Source organism: Vibrio sp. JZG10 (assembly GCF_054064075.1).
In genome coordinates this window covers 152,662-174,586 of the sequence record NZ_JBSUGE010000006.1, presented here as the reverse complement: position 1 = coordinate 174,586, position 21,925 = coordinate 152,662, and the positions used below count along the sequence as shown (strand labels likewise).

Below are 21,925 nucleotides of genomic sequence, written 5' to 3'. Positions count from 1 at the left end.
GGTGCTTCAGCTTCTTCCGCTTCAGTTGAGTCTGCTTGCTTCGCTTTACGCGCTTTGGCACGTGCAATCGCAGCAGCCACGGCGGCTTTTTTCGGATCGTCGGTTTGCTCGGCAGGTGCTTCAGCTTCTTCCGCTTCAGTTGAGTCTGCTTGTTTCGCTTTACGTGCTTTGGCACGTGCAATGGCAGCAGCAACCGCGGCTTTCTTCGGATCGTCGGTTTGCTCAGCAGGTGCTTCAGCTTCTTCCGCTTCAGTTGAGTCTGCTTGCTTCGCTTTACGCGCTTTGGCACGTGCAATCGCAGCAGCAACCGCGGCTTTTTTCGGATCGCCGTCTTGCTGTGCAGACGTTTCTGATTCTACAGATTCAGTTGAATTTTCTTGTTGTGCTTTTTTCGCTTTAGCTCGGGCGATGGCTGCTGCAACTGCCGATTTCTTATCATCAGCGTTGTTATCTGGCGTTTCGCCTTGTTCTTTTTGTGCTTTACGTTCGCGGGCTAGACGTTTGCGTTCTTCGCGCAGTTTTGCCATTTCTGAGTTATCAGGTTCACTAGAGCCTGCTTTAGCGGCTGCGGCCTGTTTTGCCTTCGCTTTGGCAATGGCTGCAGCGACGGCAGGTTTCACGGCTGGCTCTGCTTTTTCTGTTGTTTCTGTCTTCTGAGCTTTCACTCGTGCGATCGCTGCTGCAATCGCATCATCACCACCAGAAGATTTCATGTCTTTACGGCGCTGATCGGCTGCTTTCTTAAAGCGATTTTCACGTTCTGCTTTTTCGCGCTCCATACGCGCTTTCTTCTCTTCAAAACGCAGCTTCGCTCGCTCCGCAGCTTCCGCTTCTTGTGCTCTGGTGCGAATTTCCGCTTTTGCTTGGCGGTAGTATTGTACGAGAGGAATTTCACTTGGACACACAAACGCGCAAGCACCGCACTCGATACAATCCTTTAGGTTTAGTTCTTCGAGTTTGTCATACTCTTCAGCTTTTGCATGCCATTGCAGTTGCTGAGGTAGTAGTGAAGCAGGGCAAGCTTCAGCACATTGGCTACAGCGAATACATTCCATCTCATGTTGGTGTGGAGAGATCTCACGACGAGTCGGGGCAAGGATACAGTTTGCTGTCTTGGTAATCGGCACTTGAGAGTGGGGAAGGGTGAAGCCCATCATTGGTCCACCCATGATTAAACGTTGTAACTTTTTATCGGCTTTATAGCCAAACTCATCCAATAACGCCTGTACTGGTGTACCTAATAATGCCCAAACATTGCGTGGTTGTTTGAATGTTTTACCGGTGAGAGTCACCACGCGTTTTATCATCGGTTCACCATCGATGATTGCGCGTTTGATTGAGTAAAGAGAACCGACATTTTGAACCAAAATACCAATATCGGCTGGGATTGCGCCGCTTGGTACTTCTTTATTGGTCAAAATTTTGATCAGCTGTTTTTCACCACCAGAAGGGTATTTAGTCGGGATAACGCGAATAACGATATCTTTGTTTAGAGCCGCAGCTTCTAACGCTTTGATTGCCTCTGGTTTGTTATCTTCAATACCAATAATCGTGAGCTTTGGTGTCAGGATATGTTCGACAATCTCGATACCTTGGATGAGCTCTTCGGCATGCTCTTGCATGAGCTTGTCATCTGATGTGATGTATGGCTCACACTCAGCTGCGTTGACGATAAGAATCTCTGTGCGAGCAAAACCTGATTGGATTTTTTTTGCGGTAGGGAAACCTGCGCCACCCATACCAGAAATGCCTGCGAGACGAATAATATCGATCAGTGCGTCAGGTGTTTCTTGTTTGTAATCCGCGACGGGTTTTCTGTCACACCATGTATCGTTACCATCAGGTGTAATGACCGCACAGAGCTCACTCAGACCTGAAGGGTGAGCAACGGTTCTAGGCTCAATGGCGGTGATCGTACCCGATGTAGGAGCATGCACTGGAACGGTAAAACCAGTTTCGGATTGCGTTAATGGCTGGCCTTTTAATACGTGGTCACCTTCGGCAACCAATAAGTTACCAGCCTTACCAATGTGCTGTTTTAGCGGTAATACAATTTCTGATGGGATAGCCGCGTGAACGAGCTCAGTTTTGTTGGACTGCTTTTTGTTTTCTGCCGGATGCACACCACCAGGGAAATCCCAAAGCGAGCCTGTACGAATTTGTTCAATCAAAGACAACATGCGAAACCTTACTTAATTGAATCTTTCACGTTCGCTGCATCGTCGGCAGCATCCGTAATGTTGAGTACTGGAATGGAGTTAAGTTGCCACTTCCAGCTTTCCGTGGTGGTTGCCACAGGAATCATTTCAATACAATCAGTTGGACATGGTGCAACACATAAGTCACACCCCGTACATTCGTCTTTAATTACGGTATGAACCGCTTTGGTTCCGCCTACAATTGCATCCACTGGACACGCTTGAATACACTTAGTACAGCCAATGCACATATCTTCATGGATAAACGCAACTGTTGGAATTTTGCTGTCGAGATCGTGCGCAGATTCTTCTGGCTCAACACCCATTAAGTCGGCGAGCTTTTCGATTGTTGCCTGACCGCCAGGTGGACATTTGTTGATGTGGTCGCCATTTGCAATCGCTTCAGCATAAGGGCGGCAACCAGGATAGCCACATTGACCGCATTGAGTTTGAGGTAAGATTGCGTCGATTTGATCCACAATTGGGTCTGCCTCGACTTTGAAGCGAATAGAAGCAAAACCAAGTATCGCGCCGAAAATCGCAGCAAGAACCGCTAACGCGATGATCGCAATTAAAATCGTACTCATTGTTTACTTCACCAAACCTGTAAAGCCCATAAAGGCTAGTGACATTAAACCCGCTGTAATCATTGCAATCGATGCACCTTTAAAAGGCACTGGTACGTCGGCGGCAGCTATGCGCTCACGCATGGATGCAAAAAGTATCAACACCAATGAGAAACCAACAGCGGCGCCGAAGCCGTAGATAATCGATTCGATAAAGTTATGGTTCTCATTAATATTAAGAAGCGCGACGCCTAATACCGCGCAGTTTGTAGTGATCAGCGGTAAGAAAATACCAAGCAAGCGATAAAGTGTTGGACTTGTTTTGTGCACAACCATTTCGGTGAACTGCACCACAACGGCTATCACCAAAATAAAACTCATGGTTCGAAGGTACTCAATACCCAGTGGACGAAGAATGTAGCTTTCCACTAAATACGCACACACTGACGCGAGCGTTAGCACAAAAGTTGTTGCTAAGCCCATACCTATTGCTGTTTCCAGTTTTTTGGACACACCCATAAAAGGACATAGGCCCAAAAACTTCACCAGTACAAAGTTGTTCACCAGCACAGTGCCGACCAACAACAAAACATATTCGGTCATAGTTATTACGTTCTTAAAATCCGATCTTGATATTATCGTGTTTTGTGACACCAATAACAACCAGTGAACGATGTGGTTTTACATACACGATGGAAAAATAGTCGTCTATGTGAGGTATTTTGATGAATCAATAAGAAATTGAACAGCTTGCTGAATGGATTTTACAAAGACGCTGGTGCTGTCTTTCCTCAAAGAATCTTTTGCTCAGAAGGCGGGAATTACATTTAGCGAGTAACTTTAAGTCGTCACTTGAGATATTGATGGTGAAAGAAGTTTTTTATTTCAAAACGAAAAAAGCCGTGTCTTGCGACACGGCTTTTCTGGAATTTGGCTCCTCCTGCTGGGCTCGAACCAGCGACCTGCGGATTAACAGTCCGTCGCTCTACCAACTGAGCTAAGGAGGAATTGCTTTGCTTGAAAGCGGGACGAATCTTACCGAGCAGCCAAACTACTGTCAACAGTAAAAAAATACATTTTTAGCAAAAAATATTGAGGGAAGGGCTTTACTTTTCTGTACTGCTTGTCAGCAAAGGGGTGAGGTTACTTATCCACTAATTTTGTGGATAACTATGTTGATGAGATCTGAGTAAAGATCTTTTATATGCAACCTGGTTTTTATTTAGTGAATTTTTAATCAGAGCTATACAGAGAATATGCAATTAAAACATAGATTTATTGATGTTAAGCAAAATGTATTCAAGGTGGATAAAAATCTAGCTTTTGGGGATAAAGAGTGTTTAGGCCAATTTTTGGGGAAAAGTTGTGGAAACTGCAATGTGAAGAATGGGTGTGGCTCTTCAGTTAGGGCGAAATACTATATCAGAGTAGGTTTTGTATGGCTACAGCATTCTAGACAAACAAGAAAATTTATTAACAATGGTGGGTAAATTTTCGATAGACGTAGATTTCATTGGCTAAGGTGTATATATATACAGCCAAAGTGCAGTAAAGTTGAGGAAGGGTATGAGTAAAGTCTATGAATTGGTCTCCGATTATCAGCCATCGGGTGACCAGCCGGGAGCGATCAAGCAGCTGCTTGAGGGGCTCGATGCTGGACTGGCACATCAAACACTATTGGGGGTAACGGGATCGGGTAAAACGTTCACACTAGCGAATGTTATCGCTCAAGCCCAGCGACCTGCAATATTACTTGCTCCAAACAAAACGCTCGCAGCGCAATTATATGGCGAGATGAAATCATTCTTTCCCAATAATGCGGTGGAGTACTTTGTTTCCTACTACGATTACTACCAGCCTGAAGCTTATGTCCCGACGACGGATACTTTCATTGAAAAAGACGCATCTGTTAACGCTCACATAGAGCAAATGCGCCTTTCCGCAACGAAAGCACTATTGGAACGTAAAGACGCGATTATCGTTGCGTCTGTTTCTGCTATCTATGGTTTGGGTGACCCAGAATCTTACTTGCAAATGATGTTGCATTTACGTCGTGGTGACGTGATTGATCAACGGGACATGCTACGGCGTTTGGCAGAGCTACAATATTCAAGAAATGACGTGGCATTTGAGCGAGGACAGTTTCGGGTTCGTGGCGAAGTGATTGATATCTTTCCAGCGGAATCTGACCAAGACGCAGTTCGTGTCGAAATGTTTGATGATGAAATTGACTGCATCAGTGTTTTTGATCCATTGACTGGTGTGGTGAAACAGCGAGATTTACCACGCTACACCATTTATCCTAAGACGCACTACGTGACACCAAGAGATCGCATTCTTGAAGCGATCGAAAATATTAAGGTTGAATTAGAAGTACGCAAAAAACAGCTTCTAGACAACAACAAGCTACTGGAAGAACAGCGTATTAGCCAGCGGACTCAATTCGATATCGAGATGATGAATGAGTTAGGTTTTTGCTCAGGTATCGAAAACTATTCTCGCTATCTCAGCGGACGCTCGGAAGGCGAGCCGCCACCGACATTGTTTGATTACTTGCCTCATGACGGTTTGTTGATCATCGATGAATCCCACGTGACGGTGCCGCAGATTGGTGCTATGTATAAAGGTGACCGCTCTCGTAAAGAAACGCTGGTGGAGTTTGGTTTTCGCTTACCTTCTGCGTTAGATAATCGTCCGCTCAAGTTTGAAGAGTTTGAAGCGTTAGCACCGCAGACGATTTTTGTCTCTGCGACGCCAGGAAATTATGAACTAGAAAAATCTTCAGGCGATGTAGCGGATCAAGTTGTTCGTCCAACAGGCTTGCTTGACCCAGAATTGGAAGTTCGCCCAGTAGCGACCCAAGTAGACGACTTGTTGTCTGAAATTCGCCTCCGTTCTGCTAAAGATGAGCGAGTTCTAGTGACAACATTGACCAAACGGATGGCCGAAGATCTCACCGAGTACTTGCACGAACATGATGTTAGGGTCCGTTACTTACATTCAGATATTGATACCGTAGAACGTGTGGAGATCATCCGTGATCTTCGTCTTGGCGAGTTTGACGTGCTGGTGGGAATTAACTTGCTACGAGAAGGCTTGGACATGCCTGAAGTTTCGCTGGTTGCAATATTGGATGCAGATAAAGAGGGCTTTTTGCGCTCCGAGCGTTCACTGATTCAGACCATTGGTCGTGCTGCGCGAAATCTTGAAGGTAAGGCGATCTTGTATGCTGACCGAATCACCAACTCCATGAAAAAGGCGATGGATGAAACCAACCGCCGCCGCGAGAAGCAGAAAGCGTACAACGAAGAAATGGGCATTTCGCCGCAAGCACTCAAACGAAATATCAAAGATATTATGGAATTGGGCGATATTACCAAGTCTAAACGTCAGCGTAATACTAAACAGGTACCGTTGTCGAAAGTGGCGGAGCCTTCGCAAATATACGAGGTCATGTCTCCTCAACAGTTGGAAAAAGAAATCAGTCGACTTGAGGCGGCAATGTATCAGCACGCGCAAGATTTAGAGTTTGAATTGGCGGCGCAAAAGCGTGACGAGATTGAAAAACTAAGAGCGCAGTTCATCGCAAATAGTTAAAAATAAGCTTAATGATCTAGCTTAGCCAAGAGTTTTAGATTGCTTGCAAAAAAAAAGAAGCCAATAGGCAGTCGGGTCTATTGGCTTGTTTTGTGAACATCTCGTTCACTAACAACGTCAGTTGGCTAGGTGACCCGAGGGGTCACTAAACTATCAGCATGGTTTATGCCATTTTTTAAATAATTGATATTATTTTTGAATCCTTTCTCTTACCCATAATTTAGCTAATGTTATTTGCAAAATGCAAAGCGTAATGCGATTATTGTTTAAAACACAACAAAATATTAGCTAGGTTATGCAACAAAAATCTGAAGGTCCTAAATCTCGTTACCTTTTAATGGTTGAGGATACCGCATCTGTTGCGGCACTGTACCGCTCATACCTGACACCGCTTGGTATAGATATCAATATTGTCGGTACAGGTAGGGATGCCATTGAAAGTCTCAACCATAGAATTCCAGATCTTATTCTGCTCGATCTTCGTCTGCCAGATATGACGGGGATGGACGTTTTACACGCTGTAAAAAAGAGTCATCCAGACGTACCTATTATTTTTATGACCGCTCACGGTTCTATCGATACCGCGGTAGAAGCAATGCGTCATGGCTCTCAAGACTTTTTGATCAAACCGTGTGAAGCAGACCGTTTACGTGTCACGGTTAACAATGCGATTCGTAAAGCGACTAAGTTAAAAAACGAGGCTGATAACCCGGGCAATCAAAGTTATCAAGGCTTTATTGGCAGCAGCCAAACTATGCAACAGGTTTACCGCACGATTGATTCAGCAGCGAGCAGTAAAGCGAGTATCTTCATCACTGGTGAAAGTGGTACGGGTAAAGAGGTATGTGCCGAGGCAATCCATGCGGCAAGCAAGCGTGGTGACAAGCCTTTTATTGCGATTAACTGTGCTGCAATTCCAAAAGATTTGATTGAGAGTGAACTGTTTGGTCACGTGAAAGGTGCTTTTACCGGTGCAGCAAATGATCGTCAGGGTGCAGCGGAATTAGCGGATGGTGGCACACTTTTCCTTGATGAATTGTGTGAGATGGATTTAGATTTGCAAACCAAATTGCTACGATTTATTCAAACCGGCACGTTCCAAAAAGTGGGCTCATCAAAAATGAAGAGCGTGGATGTTCGCTTTGTTTGTGCAACTAACCGTGACCCATGGAAAGAGGTACAAGAAGGTCGATTCCGTGAAGATTTGTACTATCGTTTGTATGTCATTCCTTTGCATTTGCCACCTTTACGTGAACGAGGTGAAGATGTCATTGAAATTGCATACTCACTGTTAGGCTATATGTCGCACGAAGAAGGAAAAAGCTTCGTGCGTTTTGCGCCTGATGTAATCGACCGATTTAATAGCTATGAGTGGCCAGGCAACGTTCGTCAGTTACAAAACGTGCTGCGCAATATCGTTGTTCTAAACAACGGTAAAGAAATCACGTTGGATATGTTACCGCCACCGCTGAATCAACCGCTTGACCGTCCGTCTTCTGTGGCGAAATTCATTGAGCCGAAAGTGATGACTGCGTCTGAGATTATGCCGTTGTGGATGACAGAAAAAATGGCGATAGAGCAAGCGATTGAAGCGTGTGATGGCAATATCCCCCGAGCGGCGGGATACCTTGATGTCAGTCCGTCGACGATTTACCGCAAGTTACAGGCTTGGAATGGCAAGGAAGAGCGGCAAAAAGTATGAGTGTGAATGTATTAAATCAGCAAAAAATCGATGAACTGTCGATGGAGATTGGCAGTGATAATGTTCCTGTTTTACTCGATATTTTCTTAGGGGAGATGGATACCTACATCGAGAATTTATCTCAGTTTCAAGGGACAGAGCGATTGCGTTACCTAAAAGAAATCAGTCACGCGTTAAAAAGCAGTGCAGCGAGCTTTGGAGCAGACCGTCTTTGTCAATTGGCGATGTCGATAGATAAAAAAGCCAAAGCAGGTGAGTTAGCTGAAGAGTCAGACGAGTTAAAAACGATGTTCGATCTTTTGCACGAAACACGCGACGCTTATCGTGATTGGCAGCAGTAATGCATTGTTCTGATGAGGCTCTTACACAAAACCCTTCACTTGAGTGAAGGGTTTTTTCATTACTGACAGCGAGTAAACTTGAAGCTATCCCCTAGCTTTAGAGGGCTTTTTTAAATTGAAAGCCTTAGCTGGCTTTCAATAGCGAGCTTGAGTTTATCTCGGTCGTGACGCCAATCTCGGTTCGACGAAGCTAACGATTCCGTCACTACATTCCACTGGCTCAATACTTCTTGCTCGGTTTCCTCTGCTAGAACCACGTCTATCTTCCTACCTTGGCAGGCACGCTCACACCATTCTAATTTTTGTGCCATGGTCATTCGTCCGGCTGGGCCGTACTCCGGGCTCAAGTTGGCAACGAAAATGACTTTTGCTTTCTCATTGGCGGCAATGGCTTTGCCGAGCTCAGGCAACAGCAAAGGAGGCATGATGCTGGTTAAAAAGCTGCCAGGACCAAGAATAATAGCGTCTGCCTCTGCCAGTGCAGTTACTGCTTCTTTAGTTGCAGGGACTTCTGGTGATAGATCGAGACGGCGTAAATCGGTGTTCATCTCGTCTACATTCGTTTCTCCCGTGACCCACTTCCCATCCACGGATAACGCGGAAAGATCGGAAGGGTGTTCAGACATAGGAAGAATGTTAACGTCGACTTTTAACATGTTTCGAATCAGATTGATGGCATCTAACGGTCTGACCGATAAGTTATCGAGCGCCGTAAGCATCAAGTTACCGAGGTTATGACCATCAAGCTCGCCAGTACCTTTGAAGCGATATTCAAACATCATTGAACTGATCGACGGCTCTGTGATCAGCTGATTAATGCAGTTCCGTGTGTCGCCCCAGGCGATTCCACCTTGGCAGTGACGAATTCTTCCTGTTGAGCCACCATTGTCTGTTGTGGCGACAATGCCAGTTGCATTGCCGCCAAAATCCCGTAGTGCGGCCAACATTCGACCTAAGCCATGACCACCGCCAACAGCGACCACTTTTTTATCCGTGTAGATATTCATTACGTTCTTCTAATAATCTTGTAAAAAACGGCTACAATTTATCTCAAGGAGTGCTTGAAAGGTACTCACTTAGCGGTAAATTGTGTCTCTAGAGAGTTTTTTATCACTCAAGTCTGGATTCCAGTACAAATATTAAGTATTTTACACCGCAAAGCTATCAGAGGTTTCATATCTCTGGTTGCCATAACTCCGAGCTCACTATTGCTAAGTCCGAGGATAAGCGTTTTGAGCCAGTGGCGTACTGTCACAAGGGCATGATTGGAAATGGCCATGCCTCCCGTGTTTGGAAAGGTGTTCCGTGGCGCAACAATTCGAAGACAAATTTCATCGTAAGTTCTATTACTTGCGTCTGTCTGTGACCGACGTATGTAATTTCAAATGTACCTATTGCCTTCCTGATGGCTATAAGCCTTCGGGCAATAAAAACTCGTCTTTTTTATCTCTTCCTGAAATCAAACGGGTCGTAAAAGCGTTTGCTGATTGTGGCACGTCAAAAGTGCGCATTACTGGCGGTGAACCAAGTTTACGCAAAGATTTTACCGACATTATCCACTCAGTGGCGACGACGCCTGGTATCCAAAAAGTAGCAACGACGACCAATGGTTACCGCATGGCGAAGCAAGTCGCAGACTGGCGTGAAGCGGGCTTAACTCACATCAACGTCAGCGTGGACAGCCTTGATCCGCGCATGTTCCATCAAATCACGGGTGAAAATAAGTTCACTGAGGTGATGAATGGTATCGAGCGCGCGTTTGAAGTTGGTTATGAGCAAGTCAAAGTTAATGTGGTTTTGATGAAAGATCTTAACCATCAAGAGCTGCCAGCGTTTCTCAACTGGATAAAAGATCGTCCAATCCAACTGCGCTTCATCGAATTGATGCAAACGGGTGAGATGGATGATTTATTCAATAAGCATCATGTGTCTGGCGTAGCAATTCGTAATCAGTTGATTGCGAACGGTTGGCTGCTTAAAGTGCGCTCTCATAATGACGGCCCCGCGCAAGTGTTTGTTCATCCAGATTACAAGGGTGAAATTGGCCTGATCATGCCTTATGAAAAAGACTTTTGTGAGAGCTGCAACCGACTACGCGTCTCTGCGATGGGTAAGCTGCATCTGTGTTTGTTTGGAGACCACGGTGTAGAACTACGTGATCTATTGGAACGTGATGAGCAAGAAAGCGAGCTTATTGAACGCATCCAAGCGCAGTTACAAACTAAGTCGGTGAGCCACTTCTTGCACGATGGTAATACGGGTATGACGCCACATCTGGCGTCTATCGGCGGCTAAATCAACTCAAATTTTGTAGGGAAAGCTTATTTATAGGCTAGCTTTCCCTCGCTTTTCTAGAATCGATACCAAACGTATCAAAGTTAAAAGAGAATAGGTGAACACATGGGTCACGCTGAAAGCAAATTTCAACCTGCAAATATTGCCGTTCTAACGGTATCTGACACTCGTACCGAAGAAAACGATACCTCTGGTCGCTACCTTGTTGAACACGCTAAAGAAGCGGGTCACAATGTTGTCGATAAGCAAATTGTTATTGATGACATGTACAAAATTCGCGCAATTGTTTCTCAGTGGATTGCGGACGACAATGTTCAAGCGATCATGATTACTGGTGGTACAGGGTTCACGTCACGTGACAGCACGCCAGAAGCGCTGAAGCCTCTGTTTGATAAAGAAGTAGAAGGTTTTGGTGAGTTATTCCGCATGGTGTCTTACGAAGAAATTGGTACGTCAACGATCCAATCGCGTGCAATTGCAGGTTTTGCTAACCATACAGTTATCTTCGCAATGCCTGGTTCAACAGGTGCGTGCCGCACTGGCTGGACGAAGATCATCAAGCAGCAGTTAGATGCAAGCCATCGCCCTTGTAACTTCATGCCGCACCTATCTGTATAACCTTTCCTAAAAGCGAAGGAAAAACAATGACTCAATTTACCCATATCAACGCGTCTGGCGAAGCTAACATGGTCGACGTGTCTGCAAAAGCTGAAACGGTTCGTGAAGCACGTGCAGAAGCATTTGTTCACATGGCCCCAGAAACCTTGCAACTGATTGTTTCCGGTCAGCATCATAAAGGTGATGTGTTCGCGACGGCTCGTATTGCTGGTATCCAAGCTGCAAAGAAAACGTGGGATTTGATTCCACTTTGTCATCCTCTGTTGCTTTCTAAAGTCGAAGTTCAGTTGGAGGCTATTGAGTCAGAAAACAAAGTTCGTATTGAATCTGTTTGTAAGCTTGCAGGTAAAACGGGCGTAGAAATGGAAGCGCTCACGGCGGCTTCTGTTGCTGCACTGACGATTTACGATATGTGTAAAGCGGTGCAAAAAGACATGGTTATCGGTCAAGTTCGTCTCCTAGAAAAGACGGGTGGAAAATCTGGACACTTCAAGGCGGAATCATGATTAAAGTACTTTTTTTTGCTCAGACTCGTGAGCTGATTGGTATCGACAGTGTCGAATTAGATGATCAATTTGAAACGGTTGAAGCGATTCGCGCACATCTCGTGGAAGAGGGCGCTGATAAAAATGGTAAGTGGGATTTGGCTTTAGAGCCAGGAAAGCTACTTGCTGCTGTTAATCAATCTATTGTCCCACTTGATACCGAAGTAAAAGCGGGGGATGAAGTTGCATTTTTCCCACCGGTAACCGGAGGTTAAGATGGACCCACGCGTCTCTGTACAAGTTGAAGACTTTTCCGTTGATCACGAATATCAACGTTTATCCGAAGGTACGGCTGCTGGTGCTGTCGTAACATTCATTGGTAAAGTTCGAGATATGAACCTTGGCGATAATGTTGTTGGTTTGCACTTGGAACACTACCCAGGCATGACTGAGAAGAGCTTGAGCGACATTTGCGATCAAGCTGAATCACGTTGGCCATTATTGGGCGTACGCGTGATTCATCGCGTTGGTGATATGGATAGCGGTGATCAAATCGTCTTTGTTGGTGTTTCAAGTGCACACCGCGGAGCAGCATTTGATGCTTGCGAGTTCATTATGGACTACTTGAAAACCAAAGCACCATTTTGGAAGAAAGAACGCACGACGAGTGAAGATCGTTGGATTGAGTCGCGCGATACTGATCACCAAGCTGCACAGCGTTGGGAAAAATAGAACCCACTCCTCATTCTAGTGAAAAAAGCTAAGTGTCAATGGCACTTAGCTCTTTTTGTACTTATCTTCATAATTCTGCTCATTTGACTTCAACACAACCCGTGCTCGCTCTGGTGATATTCTTCACAATAAAAGTTTTTAGCCCAATATATAAACAATTATTTGTTAGACTTCATTTGTCATAAATGTTAAATAATATGTAAATATCTAGCATAAGATGCTATCAAATGGTTTAAATGTAGATTAATCGAAAGTTTTGTCTGTGGAATGTCGCTTCTGGTCTCCATTTGGCTGGTGAATACTTTTTGATTAGAGTTTACTGCTAGATATGTGTGGTTTAGTCAGGATTATTGGTTTTTTTGCTACATTTTTATGGCAAATTACTTCAATGATTGCTAATGTGTGCCGCAGTCTTTGTAAGGTTTTAGGCTTTTGTGCTCAGAAAATGCACTAAAAAAATCTAAAACTCTGACCGTTCCAGGCCCTTACAAAGAAGTCATGGATGCTAACGAAAAAATTTGGAGTTTTACGCATGTATAAGAATAAAATCACGCGCGCTTTATTTATTGGTGCTGGTCTTTCTCTCGCTTTAGCTGGTTGTGGCGAAAAGCCTGTAGAGAAACAAGCTGCTGAGCCTGCTCCGGCTCCACCCCCTGAAGCTAAATCTGATTCTAAAGAGCCAAAACTTGCTGCTGTTCAAGAATTGGTGCGTGGTAACGGTACAGAAGTTGCGACAATAGACCCTCATAAATCTCAAGGTGTTCCAGAATCCCACGTGATTCGCGATCTTCTTGAAGGCCTAGTAAACCAAGATGCGGACGGTAACACTATCCCTGGTGTTGCAGAGTCTTGGGAAACTGAAGACAACAAAACATACACTTTCCACCTGCGTGAAGACGCAAAATGGTCTAACGGTGATCCTGTTACTGCAGGTGATTTTGTATACAGCTTCCAACGCGCAGTCGACCCAGCAACCGCTTCTCCATACGCTTGGTACATGGAATACACCAAGATGAAGAACGCAAAAGACATTGTTGCGGGTAAAAAAGACAAGAGTGAGTTGGGTGTTAAAGCGGTTGACGACCACACGTTAGTGGTTGAGCTAGACACTGCTGTACCATACTTTGTGATGATGATGGGCCACACAACAGTGAAGCCTGTTCACCAAGCAACCGTTGAAAAGTTCGGCGATCAATGGACGAAGCCTGAGAACTTTGTAGGTAACGGTGCTTATGTTGTTGACAACTGGGTTGTAAACGAGCGTTTAGTTCTAAAACGTAACGAACAATACTGGGACAACGAAAACACGACGCTTGATCAAGTTACTTTCCTACCAATCGAAAACCAAGTAGCGGAAATGAACCGCTTCCTAGCAGGTGAAATCGACTTCACGAATGAACTGCCTACAGAGCACTTCAAGCGTTTGAAGCAAGAGCATCCAGAAGACGTGTCTGTATCGGGTAACTTGTGTACTTACTACTACATCTTCAACACGAAGAAAAAGCCGTTTGATGATGTTCGCGTACGTAAAGCGATTTCTTATGCGATTGACCGTAATATCGTGACTGATGCGATCCTAGCACAAGGTCAAAAGCCAGCTTATTTCCTAACGCCTGAAATCACGGCGGGTTTCAACCCAGAAATCCCTGCATACGGCAAAATGACGCAAGAAGAGCGTAACGCTGAAGCGGCGCGTCTATTGGAAGAAGCGGGTTACGGCGCAGACAACCCTCTTGAATTTAACCTTCTATACAACACGTCAGAGAACCACAAGAAACTTGCGGTTGCACTGGGTTCAATGTGGAAGAAGACGCTTGGTCTAGACGTTACGCTAGAAAACCAAGAGTGGAAAACTTACCTATCTACCAAAGATTCTGGCAACTTTGAGGTTGCTCGTGCAGGTTGGTGTGGCGACTACAACGAAGCTTCATCTTTCCTAACGCTGATGATGAGTAATAACACTACTGGTGGTATTCACTACGACAGCAAAGAGTACGATGCAATCATGAACAAAGCATTTGCTTCAACTTCTGACGAAGAGCGTCAAGCGCTTTACCTAGAAGCAGAGAAGTTGATGGCAAAAGATATGCCAATCGCACCTATCTACCAGTACGTGAAATCACGTCTACTATCACCGAAAGTTGGTGGCTTCCCAGTCAATAACGCGGAAGACAAGATTTACTCTAAAGATCTCTACATCACAGAGTAATTCGTAACTCGATAGAACTATAAAAATGAGGCTCTACATGTGAGAAATTGCATGTAGCGCCTATCTTTAGTCCAAAAGAATTGGACGACTTCTTTAATTTAACTGTCACAGACTGAAAGAGTGAGTTTATGCTTAAATTCATCGCAAAAAGGATATTTGAGGCGATCCCAACAATGTTGGTTTTGATCACCGTATCTTTCTTTCTTATGCGCTTTGCACCGGGAAACCCTTTCTCGACAGAGCGTCCATTGCCACCCGAAGTAATGGCAAATATCGAAGCTAAATATGGCTTAGATAAACCTGTATTTGAACAATACACCACGTATTTGACCAATGTTATCCAAGGGGATTTCGGACCGTCATTTAAATACCTTGATTACTCGGTTAACGAGCTGATCGCGGTTGCCTTACCGGTTTCGGCTAAAGTGGGCTTCATCGCCTTTATCTTTACCCTGATTATGGGGGTTACCGTCGGTACCATTGCTGCGCTCAAGCAGAATACTTGGATTGATTACACCATCATGTCGACAGCGATGCTCGGCGTGGTAATGCCTTCTTTTGTATTGGCACCTGCGCTTATCTATCTATTCTCGCTTCACTGGAATATCTTCCCTGCGGGCGGTTGGCAAGATGGTAGCTGGCAGTATTTAGTGCTTCCTGTCATTGGTATGTCACTACTGTATGTTGCAACCTTCGCTCGTATTACACGTGGTTCGATGATCGAAACCCTAAACAGTAACTTTATTCGTACGGCTCGTGCTAAAGGTCTAAGCTACCGTTACATTATCATCAAGCACGCTCTTAAGCCGGCACTTCTCCCTGTTGTTTCTTACATGGGTCCTGCTTTCGTAGGTATCATCACCGGTTCTGTTGTTATCGAAACCATTTTTGGTCTACCAGGTATTGGTAAGCTATTCGTTAATGCTGCGTTTAACCGTGACTACTCGCTAGTAATGGGTGTAACCATCCTGATTGGTTTCCTATTCATTTTATTCAACGCGATTGTAGATATTCTACTTGCAATGATTGACCCGAAAATTCGCTACTAACAGGGACGTTTGGTTATGTTAACGAAAAAAGAAAACCTAGAAGCGATTGAGAAGTTCTCCGAAAACTTGGAGATTGAAGGTCGCAGTCTTTGGCAAGATGCTCGTATCCGTTTTATGCGCAACAAAGCGGCAATGGTGAGCTTATTCCTTCTTGTTCTAATGACGTTGGCGGTGATTATTCTGCCAATGATCGCACCGCACACCTTTGATGATACTGACTGGTACGCGATGCACGTTGCACCGAATGCTGACCATTGGTTTGGTACCGACAGCTTAGGTCGTGACTTATACGTACGCACGCTAATCGGCGGTCGTATTTCGTTGATGGTGGGGGTCATGGGTGCATTTGTAGCTGTACTGATTGGTACGCTCTATGGCGCAGCATCTGGTTTTATCGGCGGTAAAGTTGACCGTGTGATGATGCGTATTCTAGAGATTTTGTACGCGGTACCGTTTATGTTCCTAGTTATCGTACTTGTGACATTCTTCGGTCGTAACATCATGCTGATCTTTGTCGCGATTGGTGCTATCGCATGGCTAGATATGGCGCGTATCGTACGTGGTCAGACACTCAGCTTACGTAGCAAAGAGTTCATCGAAGCGGCACATGTGTGTGGTGTTAGCAACTGGAAAATTATCACTCGTCATATCGTGCCGAATGTACTGGGTATCGTAGCGGTTTACTCTACGCTACTTATCCCGAGCATGATCCTGACGGAGTCATTCCTATCATTCCTTGGTCTTGGTGTTCAGGAACCGATGACAAGTTGGGGAGCCCTTCTACAAGAAGGTGCACAGACAATGGAAGTGGCAATCTGGCAGCTGGCATTCCCAGCCGTGTTCATGGTTGTGACGCTATTCTGCTTCAACTACGTTGGTGACGGCCTGCGCGATGCGCTGGATCCAAAAGACAGATAATTAAAAGATAAGATTAAGGAAGCAATGATGAGCTTATTAGATGTCAAAGATCTGCGCGTCGAATTCACCACGCAAGATGGTATCGTAACCGCAGTAAACGATTTGAACTTCTCTCTCAACCAAGGCGAAACCTTAGGTATCGTTGGAGAATCGGGATCAGGTAAATCTCAAACCGTATTCGCAATCATGGGCCTGTTGGCTAAGAACGGTATTATTTCTGGTAGCGCAAAGTTTGAAGGCAAAGAAATCCTAAACTTACCAGAAAAAGAACTGAACAAAGTGCGTGCGGAACAGATCGCAATGATCTTCCAAGACCCAATGACATCACTGAACCCTTACATGAAAGTAAGTGATCAGTTGATGGAAGTGCTTATGCTGCACAAAGGCATGGGCAAAGCGGAAGCGTTTGAAGAATCAGTACGCATGCTGGAAGCGGTGAAAATCCCTGAAGCGCGTAAGCGTATCACGATGTACCCGCATGAGTTTTCAGGCGGTATGCGTCAGCGTGTAATGATCGCGATGGCGTTGTTATGTCGTCCTAAACTGCTTATTGCCGATGAGCCAACAACAGCACTTGATGTGACGGTTCAAGCACAGATAATGGACCTGCTTAATGAGCTTAAAGACGAGTTCAACACTGCGATCATCATGATCACGCACGACCTTGGTGTTGTTGCAGGTTCGTGTGACAAAGTGCTGGTGATGTATGCAGGTCGTACGATGGAGTACGGCAACGTAAACGAAATCTTCTATAATCCAAGCCACCCTTATGCAGAGGGTCTGCTGAAGGCGATTCCTCGCCTTGATACGGAAGGTGAAATTCTGCCAACCATTCCTGGTAATCCACCAAACTTGCTTCGTCTACCACCGGGCTGCCCTTATCAAGAGCGTTGTCACCGAGTGATGGATCGTTGTAAGCGTGAAGCGCCAATTCTGACTCCATTTGGTGATGGCCGTCAGCGCGCATGTTTTTCTGAATGGGAGGCTTGGAACAAATGAACGCAGTAGATAAAAAGCTAATTCTGGACATTTCAGAGCTGAAAGTTCACTTCAGCATTGCGTCAAAATCGGCATGGCCGTGGTCAAAGCCTTCAAGCCTAAAAGCGGTTGATGGGGTGAACGTTCGACTATACGAAGGGGAAACACTTGGTGTAGTAGGCGAGTCAGGTTGTGGTAAATCGACGTTTGCGCGCGCTATCATCGGTCTTGTTGAAGCGACGGATGGCGAAGTAGTTTGGTTGGGTCAAGATCTAACTAAGATGAAAGACGTCCAACGTCGTGAAACGCGTAAAGAAATCCAAATGATTTTCCAAGATCCTTTGGCTTCTCTTAACCCACGTATGACGGTTGGCGACATTATTGCTGAGCCTCTTGAAACGTTCTACCCAGAACTGTCTAAGCAGGAAGTGAAAGACCGCGTTAAAGAGATGATGGCGAAAGTGGGTCTACTACCAAATGTGATCAACCGTTATCCGCACGAGTTCTCGGGTGGTCAGTGCCAGCGTATCGGTATTGCGCGTGCGCTTATCCTTAAGCCTAAGATGATCATCTGTGATGAACCCGTATCGGCGCTTGATGTATCTATTCAAGCTCAGGTTGTTAACCTGCTTAAAGAGATTCAAAAAGAACTAGGCCTTTCTCTGGTATTCATTGCGCATGACTTGTCAGTGGTTAAACATATCTCAGATCGTGTTTTGGTCATGTACTTGGGTAATGCTGTCGAGCTCGGTGAGGCGGAGGCGCTGTTTGCTGATCCTAAGCACCCATATACACGCGCATTGATGTCAGCGGTTCCGATTCCGGACCCGAACATTGAACGCAGTAAGAAAATCCAAATGCTGGAAGGCGACCTTCCTTCGCCGATCAGCCCACCATCGGGTTGTGTGTTCCGCACTCGTTGCCCACAAGCAACCGAAGAGTGTGCGAAGACGAAGCCAACGATTCAAGGTAACGACGTTCACGCGGTATCTTGTTTGCACGTTAGTGTATAAATTCAGCCTGTGACGGGCTTAAGCGCGACACCTTCATCGGGTCGCGCTTTTTTTATGCATCTGATTTATACATTCGAATTTCTTGAACATGATGTCCTAAGTTCAGTGATTTTCTGTTTGATAGGAAACGCTAATATAGACATAAACAGAATGAGAGGAGCGCAATCATGGGTAAGTTGGTCGAAGGTGTTTGGCATGACGTCTGGTATGACACAAAATCAAATGGTGGCAAATTTGTGCGTGAAGATGCCGGATTCCGTAACTGGGTTAAAAACGAACCTAATGCGGAGTTTAAACCAGAGTCTGGTCGATACCATTTGTATGTCTCTCTTGCTTGTCCTTGGGCACACCGAACGCTCATCTTCCGCAAGCTGAAAGGCTTAGAACCCCATATTGATGTCACGGTTGTTTGCCCTGATATGTTAAGCCAAGGCTGGCAAATGGGGCTTCCTGAGCCACTATTTGGTCACACTCGTATGCACCAAATCTACACGCAGGCCAAACCAGATTACACAGGCCGTGTAACTGTGCCTGTGCTTTGGGATAAAAAGACCAATACGATCGTGTCGAATGAGTCGTCAGAAATTATTCGTATGTTTAACTCGGAGTTCAATGCGTTAACAGGAAACCACGATGACTATTATCCAGAACAGCTAAAGCATGTTATTGACGAGTGGAACGATTTTGTTTATCCAAACGTCAACAATGGAGTGTATCGCTGTGGTTTTGCGACCACGCAAGAGGCATATGAAGAAGCATTCGATTCTTTATTCGCTGCGCTAGATAAAATCGATTCGCACCTAGCGACGCATCGTTATTTAGCGGGGAATACTATTACTGAGGCTGATTGGCGTTTGTTTACGACTCTGATCCGTTTCGATGCCGTGTATGTGGGCCACTTCAAATGTAATAAGCAGCGCATCGCAGACTACGAGAATATTCAAGGATACTTAAAAGAGTTGTATCAAGTCGAAGGCGTCGAAGAAACCACGGATTTCTACCATATTAAACGTCACTACTATTTCAGCCACACTGGGATTAACCCGACGCAAGTCGTACCCAAAGGGCCTGATTTAGACTTAAACTCTCCTCATGGAAGAGAAATAATTAGCTAGTTTGCTACCTCCATCAGAAATGAAAAAGTACTTAACGGTTAGCAATATCGTTAAGTACTTTTACGCCAACTAAATACTAGGAGTAGGAGAGTGACTTTTAAGTGTGCGCTCGTCTTACTTAGCGCGCACGACGTCCATCACTAATTTTCCGTCGACTTTTACAGGTCCATCTTCTTTGGCTCCGAGTGTATATTCAAATACGCCAGTCTTCATTCCCCCTTTTTCTCCGTGGACCATTAGCATCAGCATGTCGCCAGACTCAACCGGTTCCATCAAAATTGCATTCACGTTCTCATTCTGTCCCATCTTTAATGGGGCATAGCCGATAACAGGGCCAGGCTTCATTGATTCGTCTGTTCGGTGGACGACCATCCATCCGTTGTCGTCAGCATGAACCATTTTTGCGGTTACTGTTCCTCCGGTCATATCTTGATCAACGCCTTTAATGCTTGGGGCAGAAAAGCTGAATGAAGAAAAACTGAACAGAATTGCAGCTAAACCAAGCTTTAGCAGTGAGTTGTTGATGGAGTTGTTCATATGTATTCCTTACTTATGTGTGAGTTTGCTTAATAGCAGTCCATCTTCGTTACGTGGTTCTAGTAAGAAAGTTCAGTTGAAATGTAAATAATGCTGATAAATTGAACAGGGAGGATCGCTTCGTTGTATTACGTTTTGGTGGTAGGTAAAAGAACAATGAAATTATAAGACGCAATGGTAAGCCGGGAGCCGGGGCCATTTTCTGATTATCCTCTCATCGTCACAGCTTCTTACCCATATTCAAATAAACTAATGATATAACAACCGCTTTTTAACGGGGGTGATGCATGGATATCAATGAGTTTGTCAGTGGCGAGCATCTAATTTGGAATCTGCTTATTGCTCTATTACTGGGGGCAATTGTTGGCACCCAACGTGGCTGGGTGATGCGCAATAGCGTAGAAGGCAGTCGTGTCGCGGGCATTCGTACTTTTTCTTTAGTCGGTTTACTCGGTGGTTTAGTTGGCATTCTCGCCAACATTTATACACCTTTACTCATTGGTTTTGCGCTTATCGCTTTAGTCATCCTCACTTGCATCGCTTTTGTTATACAGCAGAAAAAGAGCGGAGATGTGAGCATCACTGGCGTGGTTAGTATCATGGTGGTGTTTGTTCTGGGTAACCTTGCCGTGTCGGGTGAGGCTGTTTTGGCAGCAGCAGCGGCCGTAATAACCGCTGTGGTGCTCGATAACAAAAGAGAGCTACATCAAGCGCTACAAAAACTGCAAGAGTATGAGTTAGACGCAGCACTGCGTTTATTACTTATCTCGATAGTCATGTTACCCCTGTTACCAAATCAATCTTACGGCCCTTGGAATGCACTTAACCCGTATGAGATTTGGTGGATGGTTGTGTTGATCGCTAGTATCTCGTTTGTCGGTTATTTTGCGATAAAGATCGGCGGGGCGAAGCGAGGTATTTTGTTTACGTCTGTATTTGCGGGGCTTAGCTCTTCGACAGCATTAACGTTGCAGTTTTCCCATCTTTCTCGTGAGCAAGCGAGCATCAGCCCGTTACTCGCTAGTGGTATTCTTTTGAGCTGCGGAACCATGTTCCCTCGTTTACTTATCGTACTGTCTGTTATCAATCCACAATTAGTGAAACTGCTTTGGCCAATCGTGATGGCGATGATGGTTGCGTTGTACATTCCGGCATGGTGGATTTGGCGCAGAAGTGAAGTTGAGCAGATTGAGCAATCAAATAAGCAAACGAACCCTCTTGCTTTGCAGTCGGCACTGTTCTTTGGCCTCGTGTTGGCGGTGATTATGCTGCTTGCTCATGCTTTGTCTGACTGGTTCGGCAACGCGGGTGTGTTGATCCTTTCTGCTTTATCAGGGATTACTGACGTTGATGCGATCTCGTTAACCCTCGGACGTCAAAGTACGCAAACATTAAGCGTGACCACTGCTGCGTTAGGCATTTTGATCGCCGCTTCGGTTAATACCATTGTGAAAATGGGGATGGTCATCGCGATAGGGGATAAGAAGCTTTGGCACCGAATCGCACCAGTGATGACAGGTTGTGTTGTGGTTGGGGCTGGGGTATTTATGGCGCTGTATTCGTAAGAGCGTA

The 21,925-nt window shown here is 45.2% G+C and carries 20 protein-coding genes, 1 tRNA gene and 1 riboswitch; of the genes, 15 read left to right on the top strand and 6 right to left on the bottom strand.

The window, feature by feature from the left end; genetic code table 11:
* The 4 genes from rsxC to ACWYVB_RS09690 form a co-directional block, all read right to left on the bottom strand.
* Positions 1–2,180: electron transport complex subunit RsxC (gene rsxC, locus ACWYVB_RS09705; RefSeq protein ID WP_457528830.1), on the bottom strand; the 2,180-nt coding region annotated here is incomplete at its 3' end.
* Between the two features lie 8 nt (positions 2,181–2,188).
* Positions 2,189–2,785 (bottom strand): electron transport complex subunit RsxB, encoded by a 597-nt coding sequence (gene rsxB, locus ACWYVB_RS09700; RefSeq protein ID WP_005396655.1) that lies wholly within the window; start codon positions 2,783–2,785, stop codon positions 2,189–2,191.
* 3 nt (positions 2,786–2,788) lie between these two features.
* A complete protein-coding gene (gene rsxA, locus ACWYVB_RS09695; protein ID WP_005380762.1) occupies positions 2,789–3,367 on the bottom strand; it encodes an electron transport complex subunit RsxA in 579 nt (192 codons plus the stop codon).
* 328 nt (positions 3,368–3,695) lie between these two features.
* A tRNA-Asn gene (locus ACWYVB_RS09690) sits at positions 3,696–3,771 on the bottom strand.
* 559 nt (positions 3,772–4,330) lie between these two features.
* On the opposite strand from ACWYVB_RS09690, the gene uvrB reads away from it, so the two are divergent.
* The 3 genes from uvrB to luxU all read left to right on the top strand — a co-directional run bounded on the left by uvrB (position 4,331) and on the right by luxU (position 8,404).
* Entirely contained in the window at positions 4,331–6,361 is a 2,031-nt protein-coding gene (gene uvrB, locus ACWYVB_RS09685; protein WP_046874402.1) for an excinuclease ABC subunit UvrB, read from the top strand.
* Positions 6,362–6,656: 295 nt separating this feature from the next.
* A complete protein-coding gene (gene luxO / locus ACWYVB_RS09680; protein ID WP_005396653.1) occupies positions 6,657–8,063 on the top strand; it encodes a quorum-sensing sigma-54 dependent transcriptional regulator LuxO in 1,407 nt (468 codons plus the stop codon).
* The gene (gene luxU, locus ACWYVB_RS09675) at positions 8,060–8,404 is read left to right on the top strand and encodes a quorum-sensing phosphorelay protein LuxU (RefSeq protein ID WP_012841577.1); all 345 of its coding nucleotides are present in this window, start codon (positions 8,060–8,062) and stop codon (positions 8,402–8,404) included. The genes luxO and luxU overlap by 4 nt, the downstream gene beginning before the upstream one ends.
* 110 nt (positions 8,405–8,514) lie before the next feature.
* On the opposite strand, the gene ACWYVB_RS09670 is transcribed toward luxU, so the two are convergent.
* A complete protein-coding gene (locus ACWYVB_RS09670; protein WP_074191595.1) occupies positions 8,515–9,411 on the bottom strand; it encodes a YvcK family protein in 897 nt (298 codons plus the stop codon).
* Between the two features lie 175 nt (positions 9,412–9,586).
* Positions 9,587–9,721: riboswitch (molybdenum cofactor riboswitch) on the top strand.
* Between ACWYVB_RS09670 and moaA the strand changes: the two genes are divergently transcribed.
* From moaA to ACWYVB_RS09615, 11 genes are all read left to right on the top strand, one after another.
* Positions 9,710–10,699 carry a GTP 3',8-cyclase MoaA gene (gene moaA / locus ACWYVB_RS09665; RefSeq protein WP_005396649.1) on the top strand — a complete coding sequence of 330 codons (990 nt, stop codon included), beginning with the start codon at positions 9,710–9,712 and terminating at the stop codon, positions 10,697–10,699. It overlaps the preceding riboswitch by 12 nt.
* A gap of 105 nt (positions 10,700–10,804) precedes the next feature.
* Entirely contained in the window at positions 10,805–11,317 is a 513-nt protein-coding gene (gene moaB / locus ACWYVB_RS09660; RefSeq protein WP_457528825.1) for a molybdenum cofactor biosynthesis protein B, read from the top strand.
* Positions 11,318–11,343: 26 nt separating this feature from the next.
* Positions 11,344–11,823: a cyclic pyranopterin monophosphate synthase MoaC gene (gene moaC, locus ACWYVB_RS09655; RefSeq protein WP_005396647.1), complete on the top strand. Its 480-nt coding sequence runs from the start codon at positions 11,344–11,346 to the stop codon at positions 11,821–11,823.
* The gene (gene moaD, locus ACWYVB_RS09650; RefSeq protein ID WP_005396646.1) at positions 11,820–12,077 is read left to right on the top strand and encodes a molybdopterin synthase sulfur carrier subunit; all 258 of its coding nucleotides are present in this window, start codon (positions 11,820–11,822) and stop codon (positions 12,075–12,077) included. Before moaC ends, moaD begins: the two co-directional genes overlap by 4 nt.
* A gap of 1 nt (position 12,078) precedes the next feature.
* A complete protein-coding gene (moaE, locus tag ACWYVB_RS09645; protein ID WP_048625774.1) occupies positions 12,079–12,534 on the top strand; it encodes a molybdopterin synthase catalytic subunit MoaE in 456 nt (151 codons plus the stop codon).
* A gap of 532 nt (positions 12,535–13,066) precedes the next feature.
* The gene (locus ACWYVB_RS09640) at positions 13,067–14,743 is read left to right on the top strand and encodes an ABC transporter substrate-binding protein (protein WP_457528823.1); all 1,677 of its coding nucleotides are present in this window, start codon (positions 13,067–13,069) and stop codon (positions 14,741–14,743) included.
* A gap of 128 nt (positions 14,744–14,871) precedes the next feature.
* The gene (gene oppB / locus ACWYVB_RS09635) at positions 14,872–15,792 is read left to right on the top strand and encodes an oligopeptide ABC transporter permease OppB (protein ID WP_006742810.1); all 921 of its coding nucleotides are present in this window, start codon (positions 14,872–14,874) and stop codon (positions 15,790–15,792) included.
* A gap of 15 nt (positions 15,793–15,807) precedes the next feature.
* Complete coding sequence (oppC, locus tag ACWYVB_RS09630) at positions 15,808–16,710, top strand: oligopeptide ABC transporter permease OppC (protein WP_005396642.1); 903 nt, start codon at positions 15,808–15,810, stop codon at positions 16,708–16,710.
* A 27-nt stretch (positions 16,711–16,737) separates the two neighbouring features.
* The gene (gene oppD / locus ACWYVB_RS09625; RefSeq protein ID WP_005396641.1) at positions 16,738–17,709 is read left to right on the top strand and encodes an ABC transporter ATP-binding protein; all 972 of its coding nucleotides are present in this window, start codon (positions 16,738–16,740) and stop codon (positions 17,707–17,709) included.
* Positions 17,688–18,701: a murein tripeptide/oligopeptide ABC transporter ATP binding protein OppF gene (gene oppF / locus ACWYVB_RS09620; RefSeq protein ID WP_006742812.1), complete on the top strand. Its 1,014-nt coding sequence runs from the start codon at positions 17,688–17,690 to the stop codon at positions 18,699–18,701. Before oppD ends, oppF begins: the two co-directional genes overlap by 22 nt.
* Positions 18,702–18,868: 167 nt before the next feature.
* Positions 18,869–19,816 (top strand): glutathione S-transferase family protein, encoded by a 948-nt coding sequence (locus ACWYVB_RS09615; protein WP_457528821.1) that lies wholly within the window; start codon positions 18,869–18,871, stop codon positions 19,814–19,816.
* Between the two features lie 114 nt (positions 19,817–19,930).
* Here the strand turns inward: ACWYVB_RS09615 and ACWYVB_RS09610 are convergent, their stop codons facing one another.
* Positions 19,931–20,353, bottom strand: coding sequence for a DUF7282 domain-containing protein (locus ACWYVB_RS09610; protein WP_104974976.1), 423 nt, complete (start codon positions 20,351–20,353; stop codon positions 19,931–19,933).
* 287 nt (positions 20,354–20,640) lie between these two features.
* On the opposite strand from ACWYVB_RS09610, the gene ACWYVB_RS09605 reads away from it, so the two are divergent.
* Positions 20,641–21,918 (top strand): MgtC/SapB family protein, encoded by a 1,278-nt coding sequence (locus ACWYVB_RS09605; protein ID WP_047010060.1) that lies wholly within the window; start codon positions 20,641–20,643, stop codon positions 21,916–21,918.
* Positions 21,919–21,925 lie beyond the last annotated feature (7 nt).

Bases quoted from the DNA above. Each gene is read 5' to 3' on its own strand.
- rsxB (WP_005396655.1), bottom strand. From the start codon at position 2,785: ATGAGTACGATTTTAATTGCGATCATCGCGTTAGCGGTTCTTGCTGCG.
- rsxA (WP_005380762.1), bottom strand. From the start codon at position 3,367: ATGACCGAATATGTTTTGTTGTTGGTCGGCACTGTGCTGGTGAACAAC.
- uvrB (WP_046874402.1), top strand. From the start codon at position 4,331: ATGAGTAAAGTCTATGAATTGGTCTCCGATTATCAGCCATCGGGTGAC.
- luxO (WP_005396653.1), top strand. From the start codon at position 6,657: ATGCAACAAAAATCTGAAGGTCCTAAATCTCGTTACCTTTTAATGGTT.
- luxU (WP_012841577.1), top strand. From the start codon at position 8,060: ATGAGTGTGAATGTATTAAATCAGCAAAAAATCGATGAACTGTCGATG.
- ACWYVB_RS09670 (WP_074191595.1), bottom strand. From the start codon at position 9,411: ATGAATATCTACACGGATAAAAAAGTGGTCGCTGTTGGCGGTGGTCAT.
- moaB (WP_457528825.1), top strand. From the start codon at position 10,805: ATGGGTCACGCTGAAAGCAAATTTCAACCTGCAAATATTGCCGTTCTA.
- moaC (WP_005396647.1), top strand. From the start codon at position 11,344: ATGACTCAATTTACCCATATCAACGCGTCTGGCGAAGCTAACATGGTC.
- moaD (WP_005396646.1), top strand. From the start codon at position 11,820: ATGATTAAAGTACTTTTTTTTGCTCAGACTCGTGAGCTGATTGGTATC.
- moaE (WP_048625774.1), top strand. From the start codon at position 12,079: ATGGACCCACGCGTCTCTGTACAAGTTGAAGACTTTTCCGTTGATCAC.
- ACWYVB_RS09640 (WP_457528823.1), top strand. From the start codon at position 13,067: ATGTATAAGAATAAAATCACGCGCGCTTTATTTATTGGTGCTGGTCTT.
- oppB (WP_006742810.1), top strand. From the start codon at position 14,872: ATGCTTAAATTCATCGCAAAAAGGATATTTGAGGCGATCCCAACAATG.
- oppC (WP_005396642.1), top strand. From the start codon at position 15,808: ATGTTAACGAAAAAAGAAAACCTAGAAGCGATTGAGAAGTTCTCCGAA.
- oppD (WP_005396641.1), top strand. From the start codon at position 16,738: ATGAGCTTATTAGATGTCAAAGATCTGCGCGTCGAATTCACCACGCAA.
- oppF (WP_006742812.1), top strand. From the start codon at position 17,688: ATGGGAGGCTTGGAACAAATGAACGCAGTAGATAAAAAGCTAATTCTG.
- ACWYVB_RS09615 (WP_457528821.1), top strand. From the start codon at position 18,869: ATGGGTAAGTTGGTCGAAGGTGTTTGGCATGACGTCTGGTATGACACA.
- ACWYVB_RS09610 (WP_104974976.1), bottom strand. From the start codon at position 20,353: ATGAACAACTCCATCAACAACTCACTGCTAAAGCTTGGTTTAGCTGCA.
- ACWYVB_RS09605 (WP_047010060.1), top strand. From the start codon at position 20,641: ATGGATATCAATGAGTTTGTCAGTGGCGAGCATCTAATTTGGAATCTG.